Annotated in this window: 17 protein-coding genes; 10 read left to right on the forward strand and 7 right to left on the reverse strand. The window is 43.6% G+C overall.

Features of this window, described 5'->3' with window-relative positions; translation table 11 throughout:
* Positions 1-27: 27 nt before the first annotated feature.
* Both OQJ75_RS04425 and OQJ75_RS04430 read right to left on the reverse strand, forming a co-directional pair.
* Positions 28-2055, reverse strand: a complete 2028-nt coding sequence (locus tag OQJ75_RS04425) for a cache domain-containing protein (protein ID WP_265971579.1) — start codon at positions 2053-2055, stop codon at positions 28-30.
* Positions 2045-3508 (reverse strand): sigma-54-dependent transcriptional regulator, encoded by a 1464-nt coding sequence (locus OQJ75_RS04430; RefSeq protein WP_265971577.1) that lies wholly within the window; start codon positions 3506-3508, stop codon positions 2045-2047. Before OQJ75_RS04430 ends, OQJ75_RS04425 begins: the two co-directional genes overlap by 11 nt.
* 303 nt (positions 3509-3811) lie before the next feature.
* Here OQJ75_RS04430 and OQJ75_RS04435 point away from each other — a divergent pair, with 303 nt between their 5' ends.
* The 6 genes from OQJ75_RS04435 (at position 3812) to OQJ75_RS04460 (ending at position 9299) form a co-directional block, all read left to right on the forward strand.
* Positions 3812-4618: a substrate-binding domain-containing protein gene (locus tag OQJ75_RS04435; protein ID WP_265971576.1), complete on the forward strand. Its 807-nt coding sequence runs from the start codon at positions 3812-3814 to the stop codon at positions 4616-4618.
* Positions 4619-4922: 304 nt separating this feature from the next.
* A complete protein-coding gene (locus tag OQJ75_RS04440) occupies positions 4923-5621 on the forward strand; it encodes an ABC transporter permease (RefSeq protein ID WP_009846742.1) in 699 nt (232 codons plus the stop codon).
* 10 nt (positions 5622-5631) lie between these two features.
* The gene (locus OQJ75_RS04445) at positions 5632-6351 is read left to right on the forward strand and encodes an energy-coupling factor ABC transporter ATP-binding protein (RefSeq protein WP_248371498.1); all 720 of its coding nucleotides are present in this window, start codon (positions 5632-5634) and stop codon (positions 6349-6351) included.
* Complete coding sequence (gene mobA / locus OQJ75_RS04450) at positions 6329-6913, forward strand: molybdenum cofactor guanylyltransferase MobA (protein WP_017067176.1); 585 nt, start codon at positions 6329-6331, stop codon at positions 6911-6913. Before OQJ75_RS04445 ends, mobA begins: the two co-directional genes overlap by 23 nt.
* Positions 6913-8730 (forward strand): bifunctional molybdopterin-guanine dinucleotide biosynthesis adaptor protein MobB/molybdopterin molybdotransferase MoeA, encoded by a 1818-nt coding sequence (locus OQJ75_RS04455; RefSeq protein WP_265971573.1) that lies wholly within the window; start codon positions 6913-6915, stop codon positions 8728-8730. The genes mobA and OQJ75_RS04455 overlap by 1 nt, the downstream gene beginning before the upstream one ends.
* A 302-nt stretch (positions 8731-9032) precedes the next feature.
* Positions 9033-9299 (forward strand): DUF2960 family protein, encoded by a 267-nt coding sequence (locus tag OQJ75_RS04460; RefSeq protein WP_017063882.1) that lies wholly within the window; start codon positions 9033-9035, stop codon positions 9297-9299.
* Positions 9300-9498: 199 nt separating this feature from the next.
* On the opposite strand, the gene nagK is transcribed toward OQJ75_RS04460, so the two are convergent.
* Together nagK and OQJ75_RS04470 are read right to left on the reverse strand one after the other, a co-directional pair.
* The gene (gene nagK, locus OQJ75_RS04465) at positions 9499-10407 is read right to left on the reverse strand and encodes an N-acetylglucosamine kinase (RefSeq protein ID WP_017068179.1); all 909 of its coding nucleotides are present in this window, start codon (positions 10405-10407) and stop codon (positions 9499-9501) included.
* A 163-nt stretch (positions 10408-10570) separates the two neighbouring features.
* Positions 10571-11317 carry a tRNA-uridine aminocarboxypropyltransferase gene (locus OQJ75_RS04470; RefSeq protein WP_265971569.1) on the reverse strand — a complete coding sequence of 249 codons (747 nt, stop codon included), beginning with the start codon at positions 11315-11317 and terminating at the stop codon, positions 10571-10573.
* Between the two features lie 68 nt (positions 11318-11385).
* Here OQJ75_RS04470 and OQJ75_RS04475 point away from each other — a divergent pair, with 68 nt between their 5' ends.
* A complete protein-coding gene (locus tag OQJ75_RS04475) occupies positions 11386-12189 on the forward strand; it encodes a sterol desaturase family protein (protein ID WP_265971567.1) in 804 nt (267 codons plus the stop codon).
* A gap of 187 nt (positions 12190-12376) precedes the next feature.
* Here OQJ75_RS04475 and OQJ75_RS04480 read toward each other — a convergent pair whose 3' ends face one another.
* The gene (locus OQJ75_RS04480) at positions 12377-14422 is read right to left on the reverse strand and encodes a methyl-accepting chemotaxis protein (RefSeq protein WP_265971565.1); all 2046 of its coding nucleotides are present in this window, start codon (positions 14420-14422) and stop codon (positions 12377-12379) included.
* 104 nt (positions 14423-14526) lie between these two features.
* On the opposite strand from OQJ75_RS04480, the gene OQJ75_RS04485 reads away from it, so the two are divergent.
* The gene (locus OQJ75_RS04485; protein ID WP_265971564.1) at positions 14527-15012 is read left to right on the forward strand and encodes a C40 family peptidase; all 486 of its coding nucleotides are present in this window, start codon (positions 14527-14529) and stop codon (positions 15010-15012) included.
* A 108-nt stretch (positions 15013-15120) separates the two neighbouring features.
* Here OQJ75_RS04485 and OQJ75_RS04490 read toward each other — a convergent pair whose 3' ends face one another.
* The gene (locus OQJ75_RS04490) at positions 15121-15465 is read right to left on the reverse strand and encodes a DUF3802 family protein (RefSeq protein WP_010440912.1); all 345 of its coding nucleotides are present in this window, start codon (positions 15463-15465) and stop codon (positions 15121-15123) included.
* 584 nt (positions 15466-16049) lie between these two features.
* Between OQJ75_RS04490 and OQJ75_RS04495 the strand changes: the two genes are divergently transcribed.
* Both OQJ75_RS04495 and OQJ75_RS04500 read left to right on the forward strand, forming a co-directional pair.
* Positions 16050-16916, forward strand: coding sequence for a fructosamine kinase family protein (locus OQJ75_RS04495; RefSeq protein WP_265971561.1), 867 nt, complete (start codon positions 16050-16052; stop codon positions 16914-16916).
* Between the two features lie 110 nt (positions 16917-17026).
* Entirely contained in the window at positions 17027-17230 is a 204-nt protein-coding gene (locus tag OQJ75_RS04500) for a CPXCG motif-containing cysteine-rich protein (RefSeq protein WP_004733789.1), read from the forward strand.
* 139 nt (positions 17231-17369) lie between these two features.
* Here OQJ75_RS04500 and OQJ75_RS04505 read toward each other — a convergent pair whose 3' ends face one another.
* On the reverse strand, positions 17370-17978 hold the full coding sequence (locus tag OQJ75_RS04505) for a riboflavin synthase subunit alpha (protein WP_265971553.1): 609 nt from the start codon (positions 17976-17978) through the stop codon (positions 17370-17372).
* Positions 17979-18048 lie beyond the last annotated feature (70 nt).

Consider the following 18048-nt stretch of genomic DNA (forward strand, 5'->3'; position numbering starts at 1 on the left):
TAATATCGGTGAATTGGTTGTTAGAACTTATAGATTTGATACTAGCAATTGAGGTGTCGCTTTCTGTTGAAGATAGATACTAAAACAACTTCCCTTACCTACTTCGGATTCAACACGTATTTCACCGCCCGTTTGGCTCAAAATACTTTGAGAAACGGATAAGCCTAAGCCTGTACCATCTCGCTTAGTCGTATAGAAAGGCGAGAAAATGCGTTTCAGCTGCTCTTCCTTAATGCCGCAGCCTTCATCTTGAACATGAACGATAGCGCCATGAGACACGCCATTTTCAACCCAATCTTCACTCGAAATCGTTAACGTACCCTGTCCGTTCATTGCATGAATTGCGTTCATTTGCAGGTTGACGAGAATTTGCAGCAATTGGTTTCGGTTCACTTCGACTGAGGTTTTAGCATTCAATTGCGAGACATACACAATGCCTTTCTTCTTCGCGCCTGTTTTTACGAGCGTAATGCTTTCATCCACAATTGGATTGATATGTTGCCATGTAATTTCGTCTTGTACGCCACCGTGACGGCTGTATTGAAGCAGGCTTCGTGTGATGTTTCGAATTCGGTCAATCTGCTCCATGATCGCGTGGACTTCTTCGTCTACACGGCTCACTTCATCGCCCAGTTCAAACTTCATCAGCTCAACGTTGCCAAGAATTACTGCGGTTGGGTTATTGATCTCATGAGCAATCCCCGCGGTTAATTCACCTAATGCGGCCAGTTTTTCATTGACCACCAGCTTGTCTCTGGCTTGATTGAGCAGTTTGATGTGCAGTTCGAGTTCTTCAGTTTTCTCTTTCAAGCTTGCCGTACGTGAGTGAACTTTGCATTCCAGTTCAGAAGCCGCTTGTTGAATCTCTTGATTACGCTCGTGCAGTAGATCCAACATCTTGTCGAACTGTTTAGCGAGCAACGTTAGTTCGTGCTGATCATCCAAACCTAACGTGCCAATTCGCTTGTCTTGCCCCATTTGGACAAGCTTGACGACTTTATGAATGCGTTCAATGGGGTTGAAAAGATCACGGGCACCACGATGAACGATCAAACCTGAAGCTAGCAATAGCAATACAATGGTAATGCTTATTTCACCAAGGTTAGTTAAATAAGTTTGTATGAGAGGCCAAATTAGATAACCGGTGTAAAGCATGCCAATCACATTATCAAATTGATCGTGGATTGGTTGGTAAGCCGTGATGTACCAAGCATCGTAAACATACGCTCGATCTAACCACTCTTTACCTTCATTCAAAACTTTTGAATGAACCTCATGAGAGACACGCGTACCAATGGCGCGCCCTACACTGTCTTCACTGCTCAAAGGTACATTGGTGCTGACACGAAGATCATCAAGGAAGACCGTGACCGTACCTATATGACGATTAAAGCCTTCTCTTTGTGGATAGATAAGGTTGTTGATTTGGTCGACAAGTTGAGTACTGTTATTCAGTAAGATCCCACCATCCAGAAAACCAATCACATGATCATGTTCATCTGTGATAGATATAACGGTTCGACTTACCAATCCGCGGGTCTCAACTTCTTGCCCATTGAGCATCGGAACTTCTGCTTTTTTAGCGAGGTCACGGTCGAGATAATTGAGTTCATTACGGCTTAATACACTGAAAAAAGAAGACTTGTGAGTTAGGTTTAGATATTCAAGTTTCTTTTCCATGCTCTCGACACTGCGCCAGCGCAGAAAATCGAGCTCATAACGAGATTTGTTTTCAGACACCCAGCGAGTTAGGTCTTCGTGTGAAAGATCACTCGCAAGCTTGGTTCGAAAGTTATAAGACTCAGCAAACGCACGAACGTTGTATGCTTGCTGATTTTGGATCAGGTGAATACTGTTATCGGCAACATCCAAGCGTTCATCAACATCAATCAGAGCGCCCTGCCACGTGTAATGTATTGACCAATACAGTGTGATCGCCACAAGCGCACACAAGGTAAGAATAATTGGAGCTGATGTTAGAAATAATAAGCGGTAGCGAACCATGGTTTTGAATCGGAACGCCCACTTTGACCACCAACGACGTCTAATCGGCATATTCAGAACCTTCTGTGTTCCAATCTTTGTATTTACGCTCTAGCGTTTTACGCGCGACGCCAAGATCTCTCGCAGCAGCCGACTTATTGCCATCATGGAAACTAACAAGCTGTTCTATATGAGATTTTTCCACTTCTTTGAGTGTCCAAGTGTTTGGGTAACCCTCGGCAGCGTCTGCATTATTCAAGTTTGGCATTTCTGCGCCATGTGACACCGTCACTGAAATGCTAGCGGGTATAGGATCGCCATTAATCTCACGCCAATAGTGTGCTGGTGGCTTGTCTAAAAGAATGCATCGTTCAACTAAGTTTTTAAGCTCACGAATATTCCCCGGCCATTCGTATTCGTTCATCGCCAAGATATCTTCATGTGCCCAATTTGGAATAGGCATGCCAAGTTCGCTTGATAAAAGACGAGTAAAGTATGGAACAAGTTCAATCAAGTCTGATGGGCGATCTCTTAATGGCACCACATCAATCTTAAGTACATTGAGTCGGTAGAACAGATCGCGGCGGAAGTGCCCTTTGTCGACCTCTTCTTGAAGGTTTCGGTTAGTCGCCGCCACCACTCGCACGTCAACGGCAATTTCCTTTTCGCTACCGACCGGACGAATGGTTCTTTGCTCTAACACACGTAACAACGCAGCTTGCATTGGCAGTGGCATTTCACCGATCTCATCAAGGAACAAGGTGCCACCACTTGCGACTCTAAATAGGCCTTCACGGTTTTTCTTCGCGCCGGTAAATGCCCCCGAGGTATGTCCAAACAATTCACTTTCTAAAAGTTCTGGTGCAATCGCACCACAGTTGATTGGTACAAATGGACCCGTACGTTTACTGGCTTCATGTACACCTCGCGCAACCAGTTCTTTGCCGGTACCCGACTCACCTTCTATCAAAACGGAAGCACGAGACGGTGCAAATTGACTGATCAGCAATTTAAGCTGTTTGGTCTTGTCTGAATTGCCGATCAATTCGGTCTTGATATGACGACTAACATCACGCTTCAACGCGTACTGCATTCTTTGGTCGAGTCGTTTATCCATACAACGCAGAACCGATTGTATCATCTGTTCGAGGTTGAACGGCTTAAGAATAAAATCTGAAGCACCAAGCTTAAGTGCAGATATGGTCATCTCTAGATCGGCGTAGCCCGTCATGAAAATCACATCAGCTTTTCGGTCACTGTCATTAAAGGCTTCTTCCCATTCAATACCAGAACGACCTGGAAGGTTGATATCGAGAACAATGAGATCGAAGTGTTCATTGCAACGCAGAACCTCAGCCTCTTCAACCGACCCTGCGCTCGACACCTTGCCAAAGAACTTACCCAGTGCTTTCTTTAAGATAGCCTGCATCCCCAATTCATCATCGACCACCAAAACGGAAAACGCCTGATACTGAGTCAATGTGTTCGGGTTTAGATTGGATGCAGATGAACTAGGTAAAGACATAATGATTAGCCGATGAGGAAAGTTGGGACAGAGTGTACCAATTAACCTTTTCTCCAACAGGGACAATGTGCGACATTTTGTCCTAGCTCATGTTTTGATTCATTTTAACGAGGTAAATGACGCAATTTTGTCCGAAATAACAGCAATTTAATGAAATTTGATGCATGATTTGTTGGCATTAAGCTTGCTTGTAAGGTGTAGATTTCTAATTACAATAATTAGCGTCTTATGCACATGCCCTTCTTTGAGCCCTTTAAAACTGAAGGCATGTCATTCATTTATAACAGAATGGACATAATAATAATGAAAGCAATTCCCCTAACTATTGCAGCCCTATCTATCGTCAGTTACACGGCTAGCAGCGCGGAAGACACCACTCATATTAAGTTGGCGACAACCACAAGTACTTATCACTCTGGTCTACTGGACTACTTATTACCTGAGTTCGAAAAGGATTCTGGTATCAAGGTTGATGTTCTTGCTGCTGGTACGGGTAAATCACTTCGCATGGGTGAAAATGGTGACGTTGATTTGGTGATGACTCACGCACCAAAAGCGGAAGCAAATTTCGTAGAAAAAGGCTACGGCGTTTTACCTCGTAAGCTGATGTACAACGACTTTGTCATCGTTGGCCCACAAAGCGACCCTGCAAAAATTGAATCTCAAAAAGCAGTAGCAGATGTGTTTAAAGCGATCGCGACTAATAACGTGACGTTTGTCTCTCGTGGCGACGACTCTGGCACTCATAAGAAAGAGATGGGTATTTGGGCGCAAACTAAAATTGAACCAAACTTTGGTGGTTACCGCAGTGTTGGTCAAGGCATGGGCCCTACTCTGAACATGGCGTCAGAGATGCAAGGCTACACCATGACAGACCGTGGTACTTGGTTGGCTTACCAAAATAAACTGGATTTAGAAATTCTTTTCCAAGGTGACAAGAACCTATTTAACCCTTACCAAGTGATTTTGGTTAACCCTGAGCGCTACCCAAGCATTAACTACCAAGCTGCGAAAGTGTTCAGTGATTGGTTGGTTAACCCTAAAGGTCAGAAACTGATTAACGACTTTAAACTGCACGGCAAGCAACTGTTTGTTGCAAGCGCAGAATAGTTTGTTGTAAGTGAACAGTCGTTTTCTGTAAGTAAAAGTAGCGCTAAGGGTTCAACCCGAATCAATTAGCGCTACGCTTAACTAAACAGTTAACGAAGCACCTAAGCAATGTCGCTTTAAAAACTATCTTGTTTTAACAGAAGATCACTATAAAGCTGTCTCGCTTTAATAACGTTCACGCTTAAAAACACAATCATGCTTAAGAGCAATAGCTGACCAATACACACTCAAATAGTTAGTGTCAGCTATGATTAACATCAGTCATTACCGATAAAACCTATTATCGATTTACACGAGATACTTCATGACCCTATGGCAAACAACGATTGATGCAATGAATCTACTGGTGAGTTTTGACCACGAATTGTGGCAAATCGTCGCGGTATCCTTCAGCGTATCTTTGTCCGCCATCTCATTGGTGATTGTTCCTGCAATCCTTATGGCTTTCTTATTGGCTTATACTGAGTTTCCCGGGAAATGGGCTCTGCTTTCAGTGATCAACACCCTGCAAGCAATCCCTACTGTGGTTATCGGTTTGTTGATGTACATGATGCTTTCTCGCTCTGGCCCGCTAGGTGATTGGCAATTGCTGTTCACCCAAAAGGCGATGATTCTAGGTCAGATGCTGATCTGCTTCCCGATTCTGGTTGCTATGATGCACGGCGCGCTGCAAGCCAGTGACCGTCGAGCGGTTGAAACGGCACGCACTCTTGGCGTATCAACAACGCGTGTGGCGTGTACTTTGATATGGGAAACTCGTTTTCCTCTATTAGCTGCAACCATTGCGGCATTCTCTCGTATCGTGACAGAGGTAGGTTGTTCAATGATGGTCGGTGGCAACATTATGGGGATGACAAGAAATATCCCAACGGCTATTGCTATGGAAAGCCACAAAGGCGCATTTGCTCAAGGTGTGGCACTTGGTATGGTTTTATTAGCATTGGCATTAGCCCTTAACTTTTTCCTTTCCAGTGTGAGAGGAAAAGGCTACTTGAGAACTTAGGAACGCTGTCATGAGTATAAAAATAACAACGCAGCAAATTTCAATGCGCTATAAAGAGCGTGTTTTGTTCCACATCCCAGAACTGTCGATCGGCCCTAACGATGCCATTTATCTCAAAGGCGATAACGGTGTTGGCAAAACGACCCTACTTAAAATCTTATCAGGATTGATCAAGCCGAGCTCTGGCCGCATTCAGTCTCCGATACAAAGCTGGCAGCAGATCTTGTTCCCTAGGCTCAAGTTCAAAGACATTATCTACCTGCATCAAACCCCATATCTTTTTGATGGTTCGGTGTACCAAAATGTCGCTTATGGCATTCGCTTTAACAAAGAGAGCCAAAAAGATAAGCGAGCTCAAATAATTAATGCATTGAGAATGGTAGGTTTAGAAACCTTGGCAGATGAGCACATCTCTGTGTTGTCTGGTGGTGAGCGTCAACGCGTAGCAATGGCTCGAGCTTGGATTCTTAAGCCTTCAATCTTGCTTATGGATGAACCAAGTGCTTCTTTAGACAAAGAATCTATTGAAAGATTGGTGATTATGGCCGAAGATCTTCTTCAGAGAGGCGCGAGTTTAGTCATCACCAGTCACCAAACTAACGCGTTAACCGATTTATGTAAGAAGCAGTGGTGGATCAAAGACAACACTTTGACCGAATCACCGCTTCTGCAAGTTATTAAAAAGAACAAAGCACAAGAGAATATTTATGCTGCTTCCAACGCAAACTAGTTGGGTTATTTTGGCTGGCGGACAGGCCAGCCGTATGGGCGGAAAAGATAAAGGACTCGTTGAGCTCAACGGTTCTCCGCTTATTCAATACGTTATAAACAAGCTGTCACAACAAGATGTCAGCATCACTATCAATGCCAATCGTAACTTAGACAGTTACCAAGCATTTGCTCCGGTTGTTTCCGATTCTTTCCCTGACTACCCAGGTCCGTTGGGTGGCATTCATGCTGGCCTTAAAAACGCGAACACAGACTGGGTTGGCTTTGTCCCTTGCGACAGCCCACAAATCAGTGACGACCTTGTTGAGCGTTTTTGTTCTGCAGTTAAAGAAGACAGCGATATTCTTGTCGCGCATGATGGCGAATTTAAGCAACCTGTCTTCACCCTTTTCCACAAGCGTGTTCTACCAAAGTTAGAAGCGTTTTTGGAACGTGGTGATCGTAAAATCATCTTGTTATACAAAGAGTGTGTCACCGAATACGTTGATTTTAGCGATTCTCCTAACTGCTTTGTCAATCTCAACACGCCAGAAGAACTCACTCAATTCGGAACGCTTCAATAATGAAAGATTCTAAACAACGTCCTAACCTTCCTTTATTGGGCTTTGCTGCTTACAGCGGTACAGGTAAAACGACCGTACTTGAAGCCCTGCTTCCTTTATTAACTGATGCGGGTTTAAAAGTTGGCGTGTTAAAACATGCTCACCACGATTTTGATGTCGATAAGCCGGGTAAAGACAGTTACCGCTTACGTAAAGCGGGCGCGAACCAGATGTTGATCGCTTCTCGCAACCGTCACGTAATGATGACAGAGACGCCAGAAGCCGAAGCAGACTTCGATTACCTGCTGACTCGCTTTGATACCAACACGCTTGACCTGATTTTGGTTGAAGGCTGTAAGAACATCGCTTTCCCTAAAATTGAATTGCACAGAGATGAAGTGGGCAAACCTTGGTTGTATCCGAACGATAACAACATTATTGCTATCGCGGCAGACAGCCAAGTTGAATCAGATTTGCCACAAATGGCGATCAGCGACTTAGAAGCGATTCGTGATTTCATAATCGAATATGCTCAGTCATTCGACCTTGCCTCTGCAACAGGCAAAGCAGTCTCATGCTCACCTTCAAAAGACGTAGCTCCAGCTGTTTGTTGTGATTCGTTCTCTCCTGCAGGTTTAACCGTTACTCAAGGTCAGCAAAAGATTGTTGATAGCATTGACGCGTTGGTTCTCACAGAATCAGTGGCGTTAGAAAAAGGCTACGGTCGCGTATTGGCTGAAGATGTGATTTCACCAATCAATGTGCCTCAGAACACCAACTCTGCAATGGACGGTTATGCGATTCGTAGTGAAGATCTAGAATTGGACTGCTACCAACTGGTTGCTGAAGTTATGGCTGGCCACAGCTACGACAAAACCGTTCAACAAGGTGAAGCCGTTAAGATCATGACAGGTGCGCCAATGCCTGAAGGCGTTGATGTTGTTGTGATGCGCGAACAAGCCGTTCAAGATGGTGACAAGGTTAGCTTCCCTGACGCGAAAATCTCGGTTGGACAAAATGTCCGTATGGCGGGTGAAGATCTAGAAATTGGCCAACCTGTCTTTACGAGAGGCACACGAATCGAAGCACCAGAAATGGGCATGATGGCGTCGTTAGGTTTTGGTACCTGCCCTGTTCTGCGTAAAGTGAAAGTGGGTGTGTTCTCTACTGGTGACGAAGTTCAAGCACCGGGCAGCGAGCAAAAACCAAACTCTATCTACGATTCAAACCGTTTTACTATTATCGGTATGCTTCAGAAGCTAGGTTGTGACATCGTAGATTACGGCATCATTGAAGATGACGAACAGAAGATGATGGATGTACTTCACGCTGCGTCTTTAGAGACCGATATGGTTCTAACTTCAGGTGGTGTGTCTGTCGGTGATGCTGATTACATCAAACTCGCATTAGATAAGCTGGGTGAGATTAACTTCTGGCGCATCAACATGCGTCCAGGTCGCCCACTGGCTTACGGTAAAATTGAAGACAAACCGTTCTTTGGTTTGCCGGGTAACCCTGTTGCTGTGATGGTGTCGTTTATTAACTTTGTTGAGCCTGCGATCCGCAAGCTTCAAGGTCAAACGAACTGGACGCCAGTGAAAGCTAATGCTGTAGCAACTGAACAACTGCGCTCACGCCAAGGCCGTACTGAATTTAGCCGTGGAGTGTTCTCGATGAATGAATCAGGCGTGCTTGAAGTGAAAACAACGGGCAAGCAAGGTTCAGGTATTCTGCGTTCAATGAGCGAAGCGAACTGCTTAATCGAAATCTCTCCAGCGGTTGATACTGTGAAAGTTGGCGAGACAGTGACGATCATTCCTCTGCAAGGTCGCGTTTGATTCAAAGCTCAAACAACTAAATTGACTTAGCAGCTTTTTAATTGACTTAGAAGCTTTTTAATTGATTTGGAAGATCTTCGCCAAGACATAGACGAAGCCCCTTCTATCGAGCTTTCGATGTTAAGGGGCTTTTTGTTCTTTTCGTTTCGTGAAAAACAATCTGTTCGTTTCCTAAAAGACAAATAGCTTAAATTACGCTAAACGTTTAGAACGATAATCTTAAGATTTCTTACCATTACCTTGAGCCACGTACGGTTTTTATGTAGAGTGCGCGCAAAGTAATAATTCTATTGGAGAGCACCATGGCTCGTACCATTCTGTACACTTACAAAGACGAAGACAAAGAGTTACTGTTTTCAAAACAAGAACACCGCACGATCCAAGAAGCTGTTGCTGCAGCTGAAGGCATCGACATCTCTGAGTATCTAAAAACTGAGCAACAGCTTGAGTTGATTTCTGATACTAAAGCGGTTCGCAACTACCAAGACAACTACTTCCGCAAGCTGGGCTTTACTAAGCTTACGTTGAAGCAAAAAGACAACCTTGGTGTTGGTAAAAAGAAGAAGTAAGCCCTCTGGCTCTTTTCTTGATATTTAGCTTCTAGACTCTAGCTTTTCGTTTGTAGTTAAGCTCTAAGCTCTAAGCTCTTAGAGCTAAAGAAACGAAAACACTGAACAATAAAAAATGCCGCAACCTCTTTCGAGATTGCGGCATTTTTATTTGTGCTTTTTAACTATCTAACCTTAACTAGCTTAACTTAAGTGACGATTACTTAATGTTAAGGAATGCAGCGCCACGAACGCCGCCCGAATCACCATGCTTCGCTTTGATGATCTTAGGGCACTTAGCTACAGACAGTAGGTATTTAGGGATACGTTTTGGCATCTCTTCGTAGATAAGTTCGAAGTTTGAAAGACCACCGCCCAATGCAACTACGTGTGGGTCAAGACCGGTAAACAGGTTCGCGAAACAGATAGCCAATAGCTCCATGAAACGATCCACGTGCTCAGCCGCTTTTGCTTCACCTTCGTTGTACGCTTGAATGATCTCGATTGCTTTCTTCTTCTCACCGAAGTAGTGCTCGTAAATCAATTCAAAGCCACGACCTGATAGGTAGCTGTCTAGACAACCTTTTTTGCCACAACCACAACCGAGTAGCGGTGCGTTGTCGCCAAGGTGGAACCAAGCATCAATAGGAAGACGCATATGGCCCAGTTCACCTGCAACGTGGTTACGACCAGAGAAAACTTTGCCTTCGTAAACTAAACCGCCACCAAAACCAGTACCTAAAATTAGGCCTGCTACTGATGGTTCGTCTTTCAGCTCGTCATCCCACGCTTCTGAAAGCGCAAAACAGTTCGCATCATTTTCAATTTTCACACTACGACCAATAAGCGCTTCTAGGTCTTTACGTAGTGGTTTCCCCGTTGAAGCTGGCACGTTAACAACCAGCATTGTACCGTCGTCAGCATCTTCCATACCAGGAAGACCAAGACCAATTTTACCTTCGCAAGAAAATTCGCTGTCGTACTTCTTCACCAAACCGGCAATTGTATCCAGTAGCAGTTGATAATCTTCAGTAGGCGTTGGTACGCGTTCTGTTGCTACTCGCTCAAGTTTTTCATTGAACGCACCAAATTCAATTTTTGTGCCGCCAACATCGAAGCCGTAATACATGAAATCTCTCCAATTTTTCCCTAAATTCGGGCAAATAAATTTTTTAAATTAAACATCTAGGAAGCATTATCCATAACACTCCCCCTACAAACCGTGATAGATAACAAACTTATCTCGTGTTCGAATCTGTTTGAACAACAAGTCAGCACAAAGCGGTTAAAGGTTAGAGTGACGTCTCATTTTTAGTGTGCTCTATGAAAGCGTTCAGGCTTGGTTTGGTTGGATCGGACTTATAACGCGTCTTGCTTAGCATGTAGCTTTCGCGAAATGTTTCAAACCAAAGCTGTAAAGTCTGAGCGCCCCGCTCTTCACCAGCCTGTTTCAAAACCAAGCTCGCCACTTCTGCAGTCGAAAGGTGTTGTTCGTTGTCTGACTTACGCATCATGTATTGGGAAACCGATTCTGGTTCAATCGACAACACCGGTAAATCTTGCAGGTACTCTGAACGACGGAAGATACGTCGCGCTTCACGCCAACTACCATCAATAAAGATCAGCAGCAACGTCTTGTTCGAATCTCGCATTTCACCAAGGTCTGCAACCACGCGCGATTTGTCATCGGTATAATCTTCAGGAAAGACCACGACTGGCTGATATTTATCGTCTTTTAGCACATCAAGCATCTCTTGATTCGGTTCAGTGCGGTGCCAAAGGTAGGCATAGCTGTCTTTAACGGTATCAAGGATTAAACGGCCGGTATTACTTGGCTTGAGTATTTCGTTGTCCGATAAGATCAACATGGTCGCGACGTTCGTATTTACGTCTGGTTGATGTTCACAGATACAGCTGTCTTGTTTGATTTTACAGAACTCACATCGAACCACTTTACACCCGCGCGCGTTAAACGGCTTGGTAGAAAGAGACAAACGGTGTTGATATAAACGGTGAAAAGCGTGGATTCTCATGGACAATAACGATAAATCTAGAAAAGTGGCACGATTGTACTTACAGTGTCTCTAGAATGATAGAAGGAATTCCCATGCAAGACCCATCCCTGCTTCGCCTTGTTTGTTTTATTGTCGTTTTTGGATTGTGTGCGCTTTGGGAATACCGTTTTCCACGTAAAACACTGACTCAAAGCAAATGGTTTCGCTGGGTAAACAACTTTGCGCTGGTTGCTTTAAACAGCTTTCTATTGGCCACTCTCATTCCTATTGCTGCATTCCAAGCGGCGGTCATCGCACAAGACAACCAATGGGGTTTGTTCAATACCCTGTCACTTCCGAAAGAACTCACCATTCTGATTTGTGTATTGCTCTTGGATTGTGCCATTTACCTACAGCACTTGGTGTTTCACCGTATTCCTTGGTTGTGGAAGCTACATCGAGTTCACCATGCGGATCTAGATATCGATGTCACAACCGGAACGCGCTTTCACCCTATTGAGATGATTCTTTCAATGCTTATCAAAGTCAGCTTGGTGATCGCACTTGGTGCGCCTGTCATTGCTGTCGTGATCTTTGAAATTGTTCTTAATGCCAGTGCGATGTTTAACCATAGCAATGCACGTCTTCCGTTATGGTTTGATAAACGATTAAGAAAAGTGATTGTGACACCAGATATGCATCGAGTGCATCACTCAGTGATCGTCAAAGAAACGCATTCGAATTTTGGTTTCTTCTTATCTGTGTGGGACATATGGTTTAAAACCTATCGCGCTCAACCAAAGCTTGGCCACGATAACGTTCAAATTGGCGTTCCAGAGATTCAAGATGGTAAAGAGCAACGATTGGATTTGATGCTGCGTCAGCCATTTGTACGATTCCCGACAACGAAAGACTAGGTTCGAATTGAGTTGATTCTCAAACTTATATTGAACTGAACTTATCCTAATACCAAAACGCCCTTAGATTCTTGTGAGAACTTAAGGGCGTTTCTGTATCGATATACCTAAGAGCAACTAGTGCTTCAACTCCTGTGCTTTCAGGCTTAACTCAGCACGGTCGATTGCTCTATTTCAGTACGTTCGTTTATTTCAGTACGTATTTGTGAAGCATAGCTTGTTGGTGCCCTGCTATCTCTCCGACTTGTTCTGAACTCTCGATCATAGATTCAAGTTGCAGCTTAGTATTCTCACCTTGCTCAGATACTCGGGTGATTGAATGCGTTACATCGACAGTTGCACGAGCTTGCTGTTCGGTAGCCACCATGATTTGTTCAACCCGCCCTTTGATCTGGCTAACCGCGAATTCGATTTTCTCGAAGGCCTGTCTTACATCGCCACTGGTTTCCAGTGCATTGGCCATTTCGCTTCTCGATTCCGTTACAGAAGCGCGCGAGCGATCAGCTGCCGTGACAAGCTCATTCATCATGTTGCGAATATTGGTGGTTTGCTGGGATGTGCCGCTCGCCAATTTACGCACTTCGTCGGCAACAACCGCAAAGCCTCGACCTTGTTCACCTGCTCTCGCCGCTTCTATTGCAGCGTTCAGTGCCAATAAGTTGGTGTTTTCAGCAATACCACTGATCATGTCGACCATTTCACGAATCTGTTTCACTCGACCATCCAAGTCAGCCATCGACTCTTCGTTCATGCTAAGCGATTGCTCAAGCGCTTGTAATCGTTGCTGGTTAAGACCAACCACTTGGCTGCCATTCACTGACTCATCTTCTGCTATTTGCGCATCGTCGTTTGATGCATTAGAGATACGAGCAATCTCACCAATGGAAGCTTCCAGTTCAGTAATCGTGGTAATCATATTCTGAAGTGATTCGTTCTGTTCGTTCAAGCTAGCATTGGTTTGCTCTGCAGCGTCGTGGCTTACTTCAGCGGTTTGGTAAAGCGTTTCACAGTTGCGCGTGACCAAACGAACCGAATCAGCTGTGGAATCAACGACCGTATTGAGTTTTGAAGTAATAACCTGCAGCTCTAGAGGCCCAAGCAGTTCACTTTGTTTAGAGAAGTCATGATCTGCCAGTGAACTCAACTGTTGAGTAATGTTTTTAAGCCCTTTATTCATCCAACGACGTAACACGAACCATGAAATCACAATAATTATGGCAATCACTAGCCCGCTGATAAACAGCACACGATCAATATTGGTGATGGTTTGATTTACAACCAATTCACTTTCATCAATCAAGTGGGAAGCGGTAGAAGACAACTGATTCAGTGTACTGATGACGGTGTTCGCTAAGGTGATGACTTGCGTTAGGTTCTGCTCTTGCTGCTGAACCAGTTCGAGTTTCAAGAGGATTTGTTTAATTACGCCCTCTTCGGTAAAGCCCTCTTTCACCATCTCGTAAGGCGCCGTCAAGCTCGCGAACTCAGCGATGTCTGGATGCCAATCGGAAAAATCACTGTAAGCTAAGTTAAGGCCTGCAATTCGGTTTCTCAATTGACGATATTCGTCTTGTGCTTTATTAAGGTCAGATTGCATCATCAACATTAAGAAGGTGTTTGCCATAGCAGACGCACTGGATGTAAATCGGTTCGCTGCATCGCTCGCTTCCGGGTTGTCTTCAACCAAGAATGAGCTGATTCGATTCATTTCTGGTCCAATAGATCCAACGCCATAGCGGAACTCGCCCATTTTGCTGTCGATTAGATTTTGCTTACTTTGAATCTCAATCTGCGCTAGTAGTACCATGTTGGTCATGGCTTGTAGTTGTGCCATGTCATCGATAAGGTTTTGTTGTTGCTCTAAAGAGATCGCATCAGGAAAAGACTGGGAGATAAAAAGAAGTTCCTCTAGCGTGCTATTACTCTTTGTCGCGAGTTGGTCAATTGAGCCCCTTGTAGCATTCAGTGTATCTAAGTCGGTTGATTGGGTGCTGTATGTGAGAAGTTTTACTTGTTCTAATACGCTTTGCGTTAATTCTGCGTTGTGCAGAGCAAGGGGTAAAGCTTGTTCTGAGAGTGCGTCAAAGTGTCCACCTACCCGCTCAACGCCCCGAATGCTAACCATTGATAAAAAACTAACAAGTAAAAGAATGGAAATAAATACAGCAGTGACAGTTTGAATGAGCGAGAATGTATAACGTGAGGGTTTTGTTGATAAATTTGTGTCGGGCATGTGAAATCCAGTTTGACTAAGAAAAGAGATATCCTTAAGTTAGTCCGTATACTAGAAGTCCTTGATGACGTTTTTATTTCAGTTTTTTGTCAGAAGAGTTACATATGAAAATCAGAAAAATGGCTGTAGTTACAATAACTTTAGCAACATTGGCTGCTTGTAGCTCGTCACCATCGCCTTCTCAGCTTAGTCAAACCGTACAGAAACCTTTATCAAAGTCAGAACAATTGACTACAAACGCCTATATGAGTGTGTTTGAACAGTGGAAAGGTGTGCCGTACCATTTCGGCGGTACCTCATTTAGAGGTATAGATTGCTCCGCTTTTGTTCAAATCGCCGTGCAAAATGCGACTCAACAAGCCTTACCAAGAACTACAAAAGACCAGAGTAAAAAGGGGAAAGAAATCGCGTATGGGCAGGCAACAAGCGGTGACTTGGTGTTTTTCAAGACTTCGATGACGGTGCGACACGTAGGCGTTTACTTAGGAAACAACCAATTTCTACATGCCTCGACATCAAAAGGTGTCATTATTTCTAGGTTAGATAACCCCTACTGGGCATCCAAGTTTTGGCATTTTAGGCGTTTATAGCGGTTCGAAAGATAAACCGCTGAGCGAGGTAACTCTAGAAAGATACGACTTAAACGCCCGTAGTTATTTATCCTAACTAATTACGACAATAAATGGGCAAATAAACCGTTAGTCGTATTTAGCAACAGCAGTATCAAACAGGTTCTTCACTAACGCGATGTATTCATCAAGGAATACAATTTGTTCGTTAGTCGCTTTCTTAGCCCACACACCCGCTAATACTTCACCAAGGTCCGCTACTACCGCATCGGCTTCTTTCAAAAGCTGAAAACGAACACTCGAATGCAACTCTGGGTTTTGTTCGAAAATAGCCATGATGTTCGTTGAAATCATGTCGGTAACAATGTCTTCGACACTTTCGTTTCCAGTATCACCATTACTATTGGTAAACACATCAAGGTTGAATGATAGGTGCTCGATTAAAGCCAAATAGCCATCGGTTTCTACAACCACAATAATTCTCCGTTTTAAGCTTTAAAGCAGATTAATACGTACTTTCCTAATACTATGTAAATGAAGCTATTTGTCATCACTTTATTGCCCAAAACCGCATTAAAATGATCCTAGTTAGTATTTCAGCTTAAATTTAAATCGATATAGCGCTATGTGGTATACCTGCCTACTTGAGCCATAAGTAAATTCACGCCAACAAAGTGTAAGGCAAACTTTGAAGCAAAGTATTGCGCCAGTTAACAATAGCCCTTTCAACTAACTCGAAAAGCTCATTTAATTTAGTCGCTAGACGATAACAAGCTCAAATCACTTTCCAGTTTGTTGCGTTCAAAACCGTTTCGATTGTGAGACCAGTTCCAAACTATTTCATCACGTCAGGTTTTCAATTTATGTTTGTATTTCAAAGAGCTTGAATCAGTTCGAGTTCACAATTCGGCCAATTGATTCTGCGTAAGATGAAGAAGAGCTAAGAACATTGACGAGTGCGTCTATAAATTGCTCAGATTTATCCTAAACTATTGCTATTAAACAAACAGTATTTCTAACCTTCAATCTTTTTAACTTTCAGTCTTTGAGGATTTCCTATGTGGCAGGCCATTTCTCAACAACTTTCAGATACTCTTCTATTTAACTTTCAGATTACTGAACGTACCAAGGTTTCTGGTGGCGACATTAACGATTGCTATATGATCAGCGATGGTAATGAACGTTACTTTGTGAAAGTGAATCAGCGAGAATTTTTACCTAAGTTTGAAATAGAAGCTGAGAACTTACGCTTGTTAAGAGAAACCTCCACCGTCTACGTTCCCGAGTTGGTGCTTATTGGCAAAACCAAAGAGTGCTCGTTCATTATTCTCAATTATTTGCCGACCAAACCGCTCGAGACGGGCAACAACAGTTTCGATTTCGGAGTACAGCTTGCGCAGCTTCATCAATGGGGCGAGCAAAAAGAGTTTGGTTGTGACCAAGACAACTATATTGGCAGCACACTTCAACCCAACCCTTGGCATAAGAAATGGGGACGCTTTTTCTCTGAACAACGCATCGGTTTCCAACTGCAACTACTGAAAGAGAAAGGCATCGAGTTCGGTGATATTGATGATATCGTTGATGTGGTGAATATGCGTCTTGCTGGCCACAACCCTCGCCCTTCTTTGCTTCATGGGGATCTTTGGAATGGCAATGTAGCAAATTCAGCTTTTGGGCCAATCTGTTACGACCCTGCTTGTTATTGGGGCGATCATGAATGTGACTTGGCATTAACGGAATTGTTTGAAGGGTTTCCAAAAGAGTTTTATGAAGGTTATCAGAGCGTCAATCCACTCGACGTTGGCTATACTGATCGGAAAGACATTTACAACTTGTACCATCTTCTTAACCACTGCAATCAATTTGGTGGCGAATATTTAGCACAAACTGAAGCATACATTCAGAAGATACAGGCTGTTTAATACCAATCACAACTGCTTATAGCGATATATAAGCTACCGCGATCCATACAAGCTACTGAGATCTATAAAGCTACTACGATTGGAACAAGTTACAGTGAGGAGAGTCCGCGATGCATAAATACACAGAAAAACATGTCTCCTGCCCCCACTGTGGGCATGCCATCAGCATCACGCTTGATGCTTCTAATGGGAGCCAAGATTTTTATGACGATTGCCCAGCGTGTTGCAATGCCATTCACCTCGACATGCAGGTAGATGAAGTAAGAGACAGAATTAATCTCTCGATTGATGCAGACGACGAACAAGTCTTCTAACAGCTACTTTCTTGTCGAGTTGGATCTACACCTCGACTTAAAGCTACCCTCGATTCTGAGGCTAGCCTAGAAATACACAAAAATAGAAAAAGAGCACCTAATGTGCTCTTTTTAAATATCTTCGGATAAACCGCTACTACTATTTCTGGTTTGCTAATACGCGTTCAACAGTATCAACAATCGCTTGTGTTTGTGGGTCGAACTCGATGTTTACTTGATCGCCTACTTCACGGCCGCCAAACAGAGTACGATTCAGCGTTTCTGGGATTAAGTGAACAGAGAAACGGTTCTCTTCCACTTCACCGATCGTCAATGAACAACCATCAACGCCGATGTAGCCCTTGTTCAACACATACTTCATTGATTCTTGAGGCAGCTCAAACCAAAGCGTGCGGTTGTTTTCTGTCTTAATCACATCAACGAGATTAGCCATCAGAGTAATGTGGCCAGACATACTATGTCCGCCAATTTCGTCACCAAACTTTGCTGCACGCTCAACATTCACTTTGTCACCAACATTCAGCTGGCCTAAGTTCGTCAATCGCAATGTCGCTTGCATTAAATCGAAAGCAATCTGGTTACCTGAAATTTCCGTTACCGTTAAGCAACAACCGTTATGAGCTACTGAAGCACCAATGGCTAATCCTTCTATCATTTCATCGCTTAGCTCAATGGTATGAGTTTGAAACGACTCTTTTTTGTTGATAGCAACCAGTGTTGCCATGCCTTGAACGATACCTGTAAACATAAGATTCCTATTTAGCATTTTAGTAACAGTTTTTCATAGCAGTTATTGTGACATTTCTTTATGATTCGTC

Source organism: Vibrio sp. 14G-20 (assembly GCF_026241515.1).
Taxonomy (GTDB): Bacteria; Pseudomonadota; Gammaproteobacteria; order Enterobacterales; family Vibrionaceae; genus Vibrio.

Coding starts and splice junctions, on each gene's coding strand:
- OQJ75_RS04425 (WP_265971579.1), bottom strand. CDS start 2,055: ATGCCGATTAGACGTCGTTGGTGGTCAAAGTGGGCGTTCCGATTCAAA.
- OQJ75_RS04430 (WP_265971577.1), bottom strand. CDS start 3,508: ATGTCTTTACCTAGTTCATCTGCATCCAATCTAAACCCGAACACATTG.
- OQJ75_RS04435 (WP_265971576.1), top strand. CDS start 3,812: ATGAAAGCAATTCCCCTAACTATTGCAGCCCTATCTATCGTCAGTTAC.
- OQJ75_RS04440 (WP_009846742.1), top strand. CDS start 4,923: ATGACCCTATGGCAAACAACGATTGATGCAATGAATCTACTGGTGAGT.
- OQJ75_RS04445 (WP_248371498.1), top strand. CDS start 5,632: ATGAGTATAAAAATAACAACGCAGCAAATTTCAATGCGCTATAAAGAG.
- mobA (WP_017067176.1), top strand. CDS start 6,329: ATGCTGCTTCCAACGCAAACTAGTTGGGTTATTTTGGCTGGCGGACAG.
- OQJ75_RS04455 (WP_265971573.1), top strand. CDS start 6,913: ATGAAAGATTCTAAACAACGTCCTAACCTTCCTTTATTGGGCTTTGCT.
- OQJ75_RS04460 (WP_017063882.1), top strand. CDS start 9,033: ATGGCTCGTACCATTCTGTACACTTACAAAGACGAAGACAAAGAGTTA.
- nagK (WP_017068179.1), bottom strand. CDS start 10,407: ATGTATTACGGCTTCGATGTTGGCGGCACAAAAATTGAATTTGGTGCG.
- OQJ75_RS04475 (WP_265971567.1), top strand. CDS start 11,386: ATGCAAGACCCATCCCTGCTTCGCCTTGTTTGTTTTATTGTCGTTTTT.
- OQJ75_RS04480 (WP_265971565.1), bottom strand. CDS start 14,422: ATGCCCGACACAAATTTATCAACAAAACCCTCACGTTATACATTCTCG.
- OQJ75_RS04485 (WP_265971564.1), top strand. CDS start 14,527: ATGAAAATCAGAAAAATGGCTGTAGTTACAATAACTTTAGCAACATTG.
- OQJ75_RS04495 (WP_265971561.1), top strand. CDS start 16,050: ATGTGGCAGGCCATTTCTCAACAACTTTCAGATACTCTTCTATTTAAC.
- OQJ75_RS04500 (WP_004733789.1), top strand. CDS start 17,027: ATGCATAAATACACAGAAAAACATGTCTCCTGCCCCCACTGTGGGCAT.
- OQJ75_RS04505 (WP_265971553.1), bottom strand. CDS start 17,978: ATGTTTACAGGTATCGTTCAAGGCATGGCAACACTGGTTGCTATCAAC.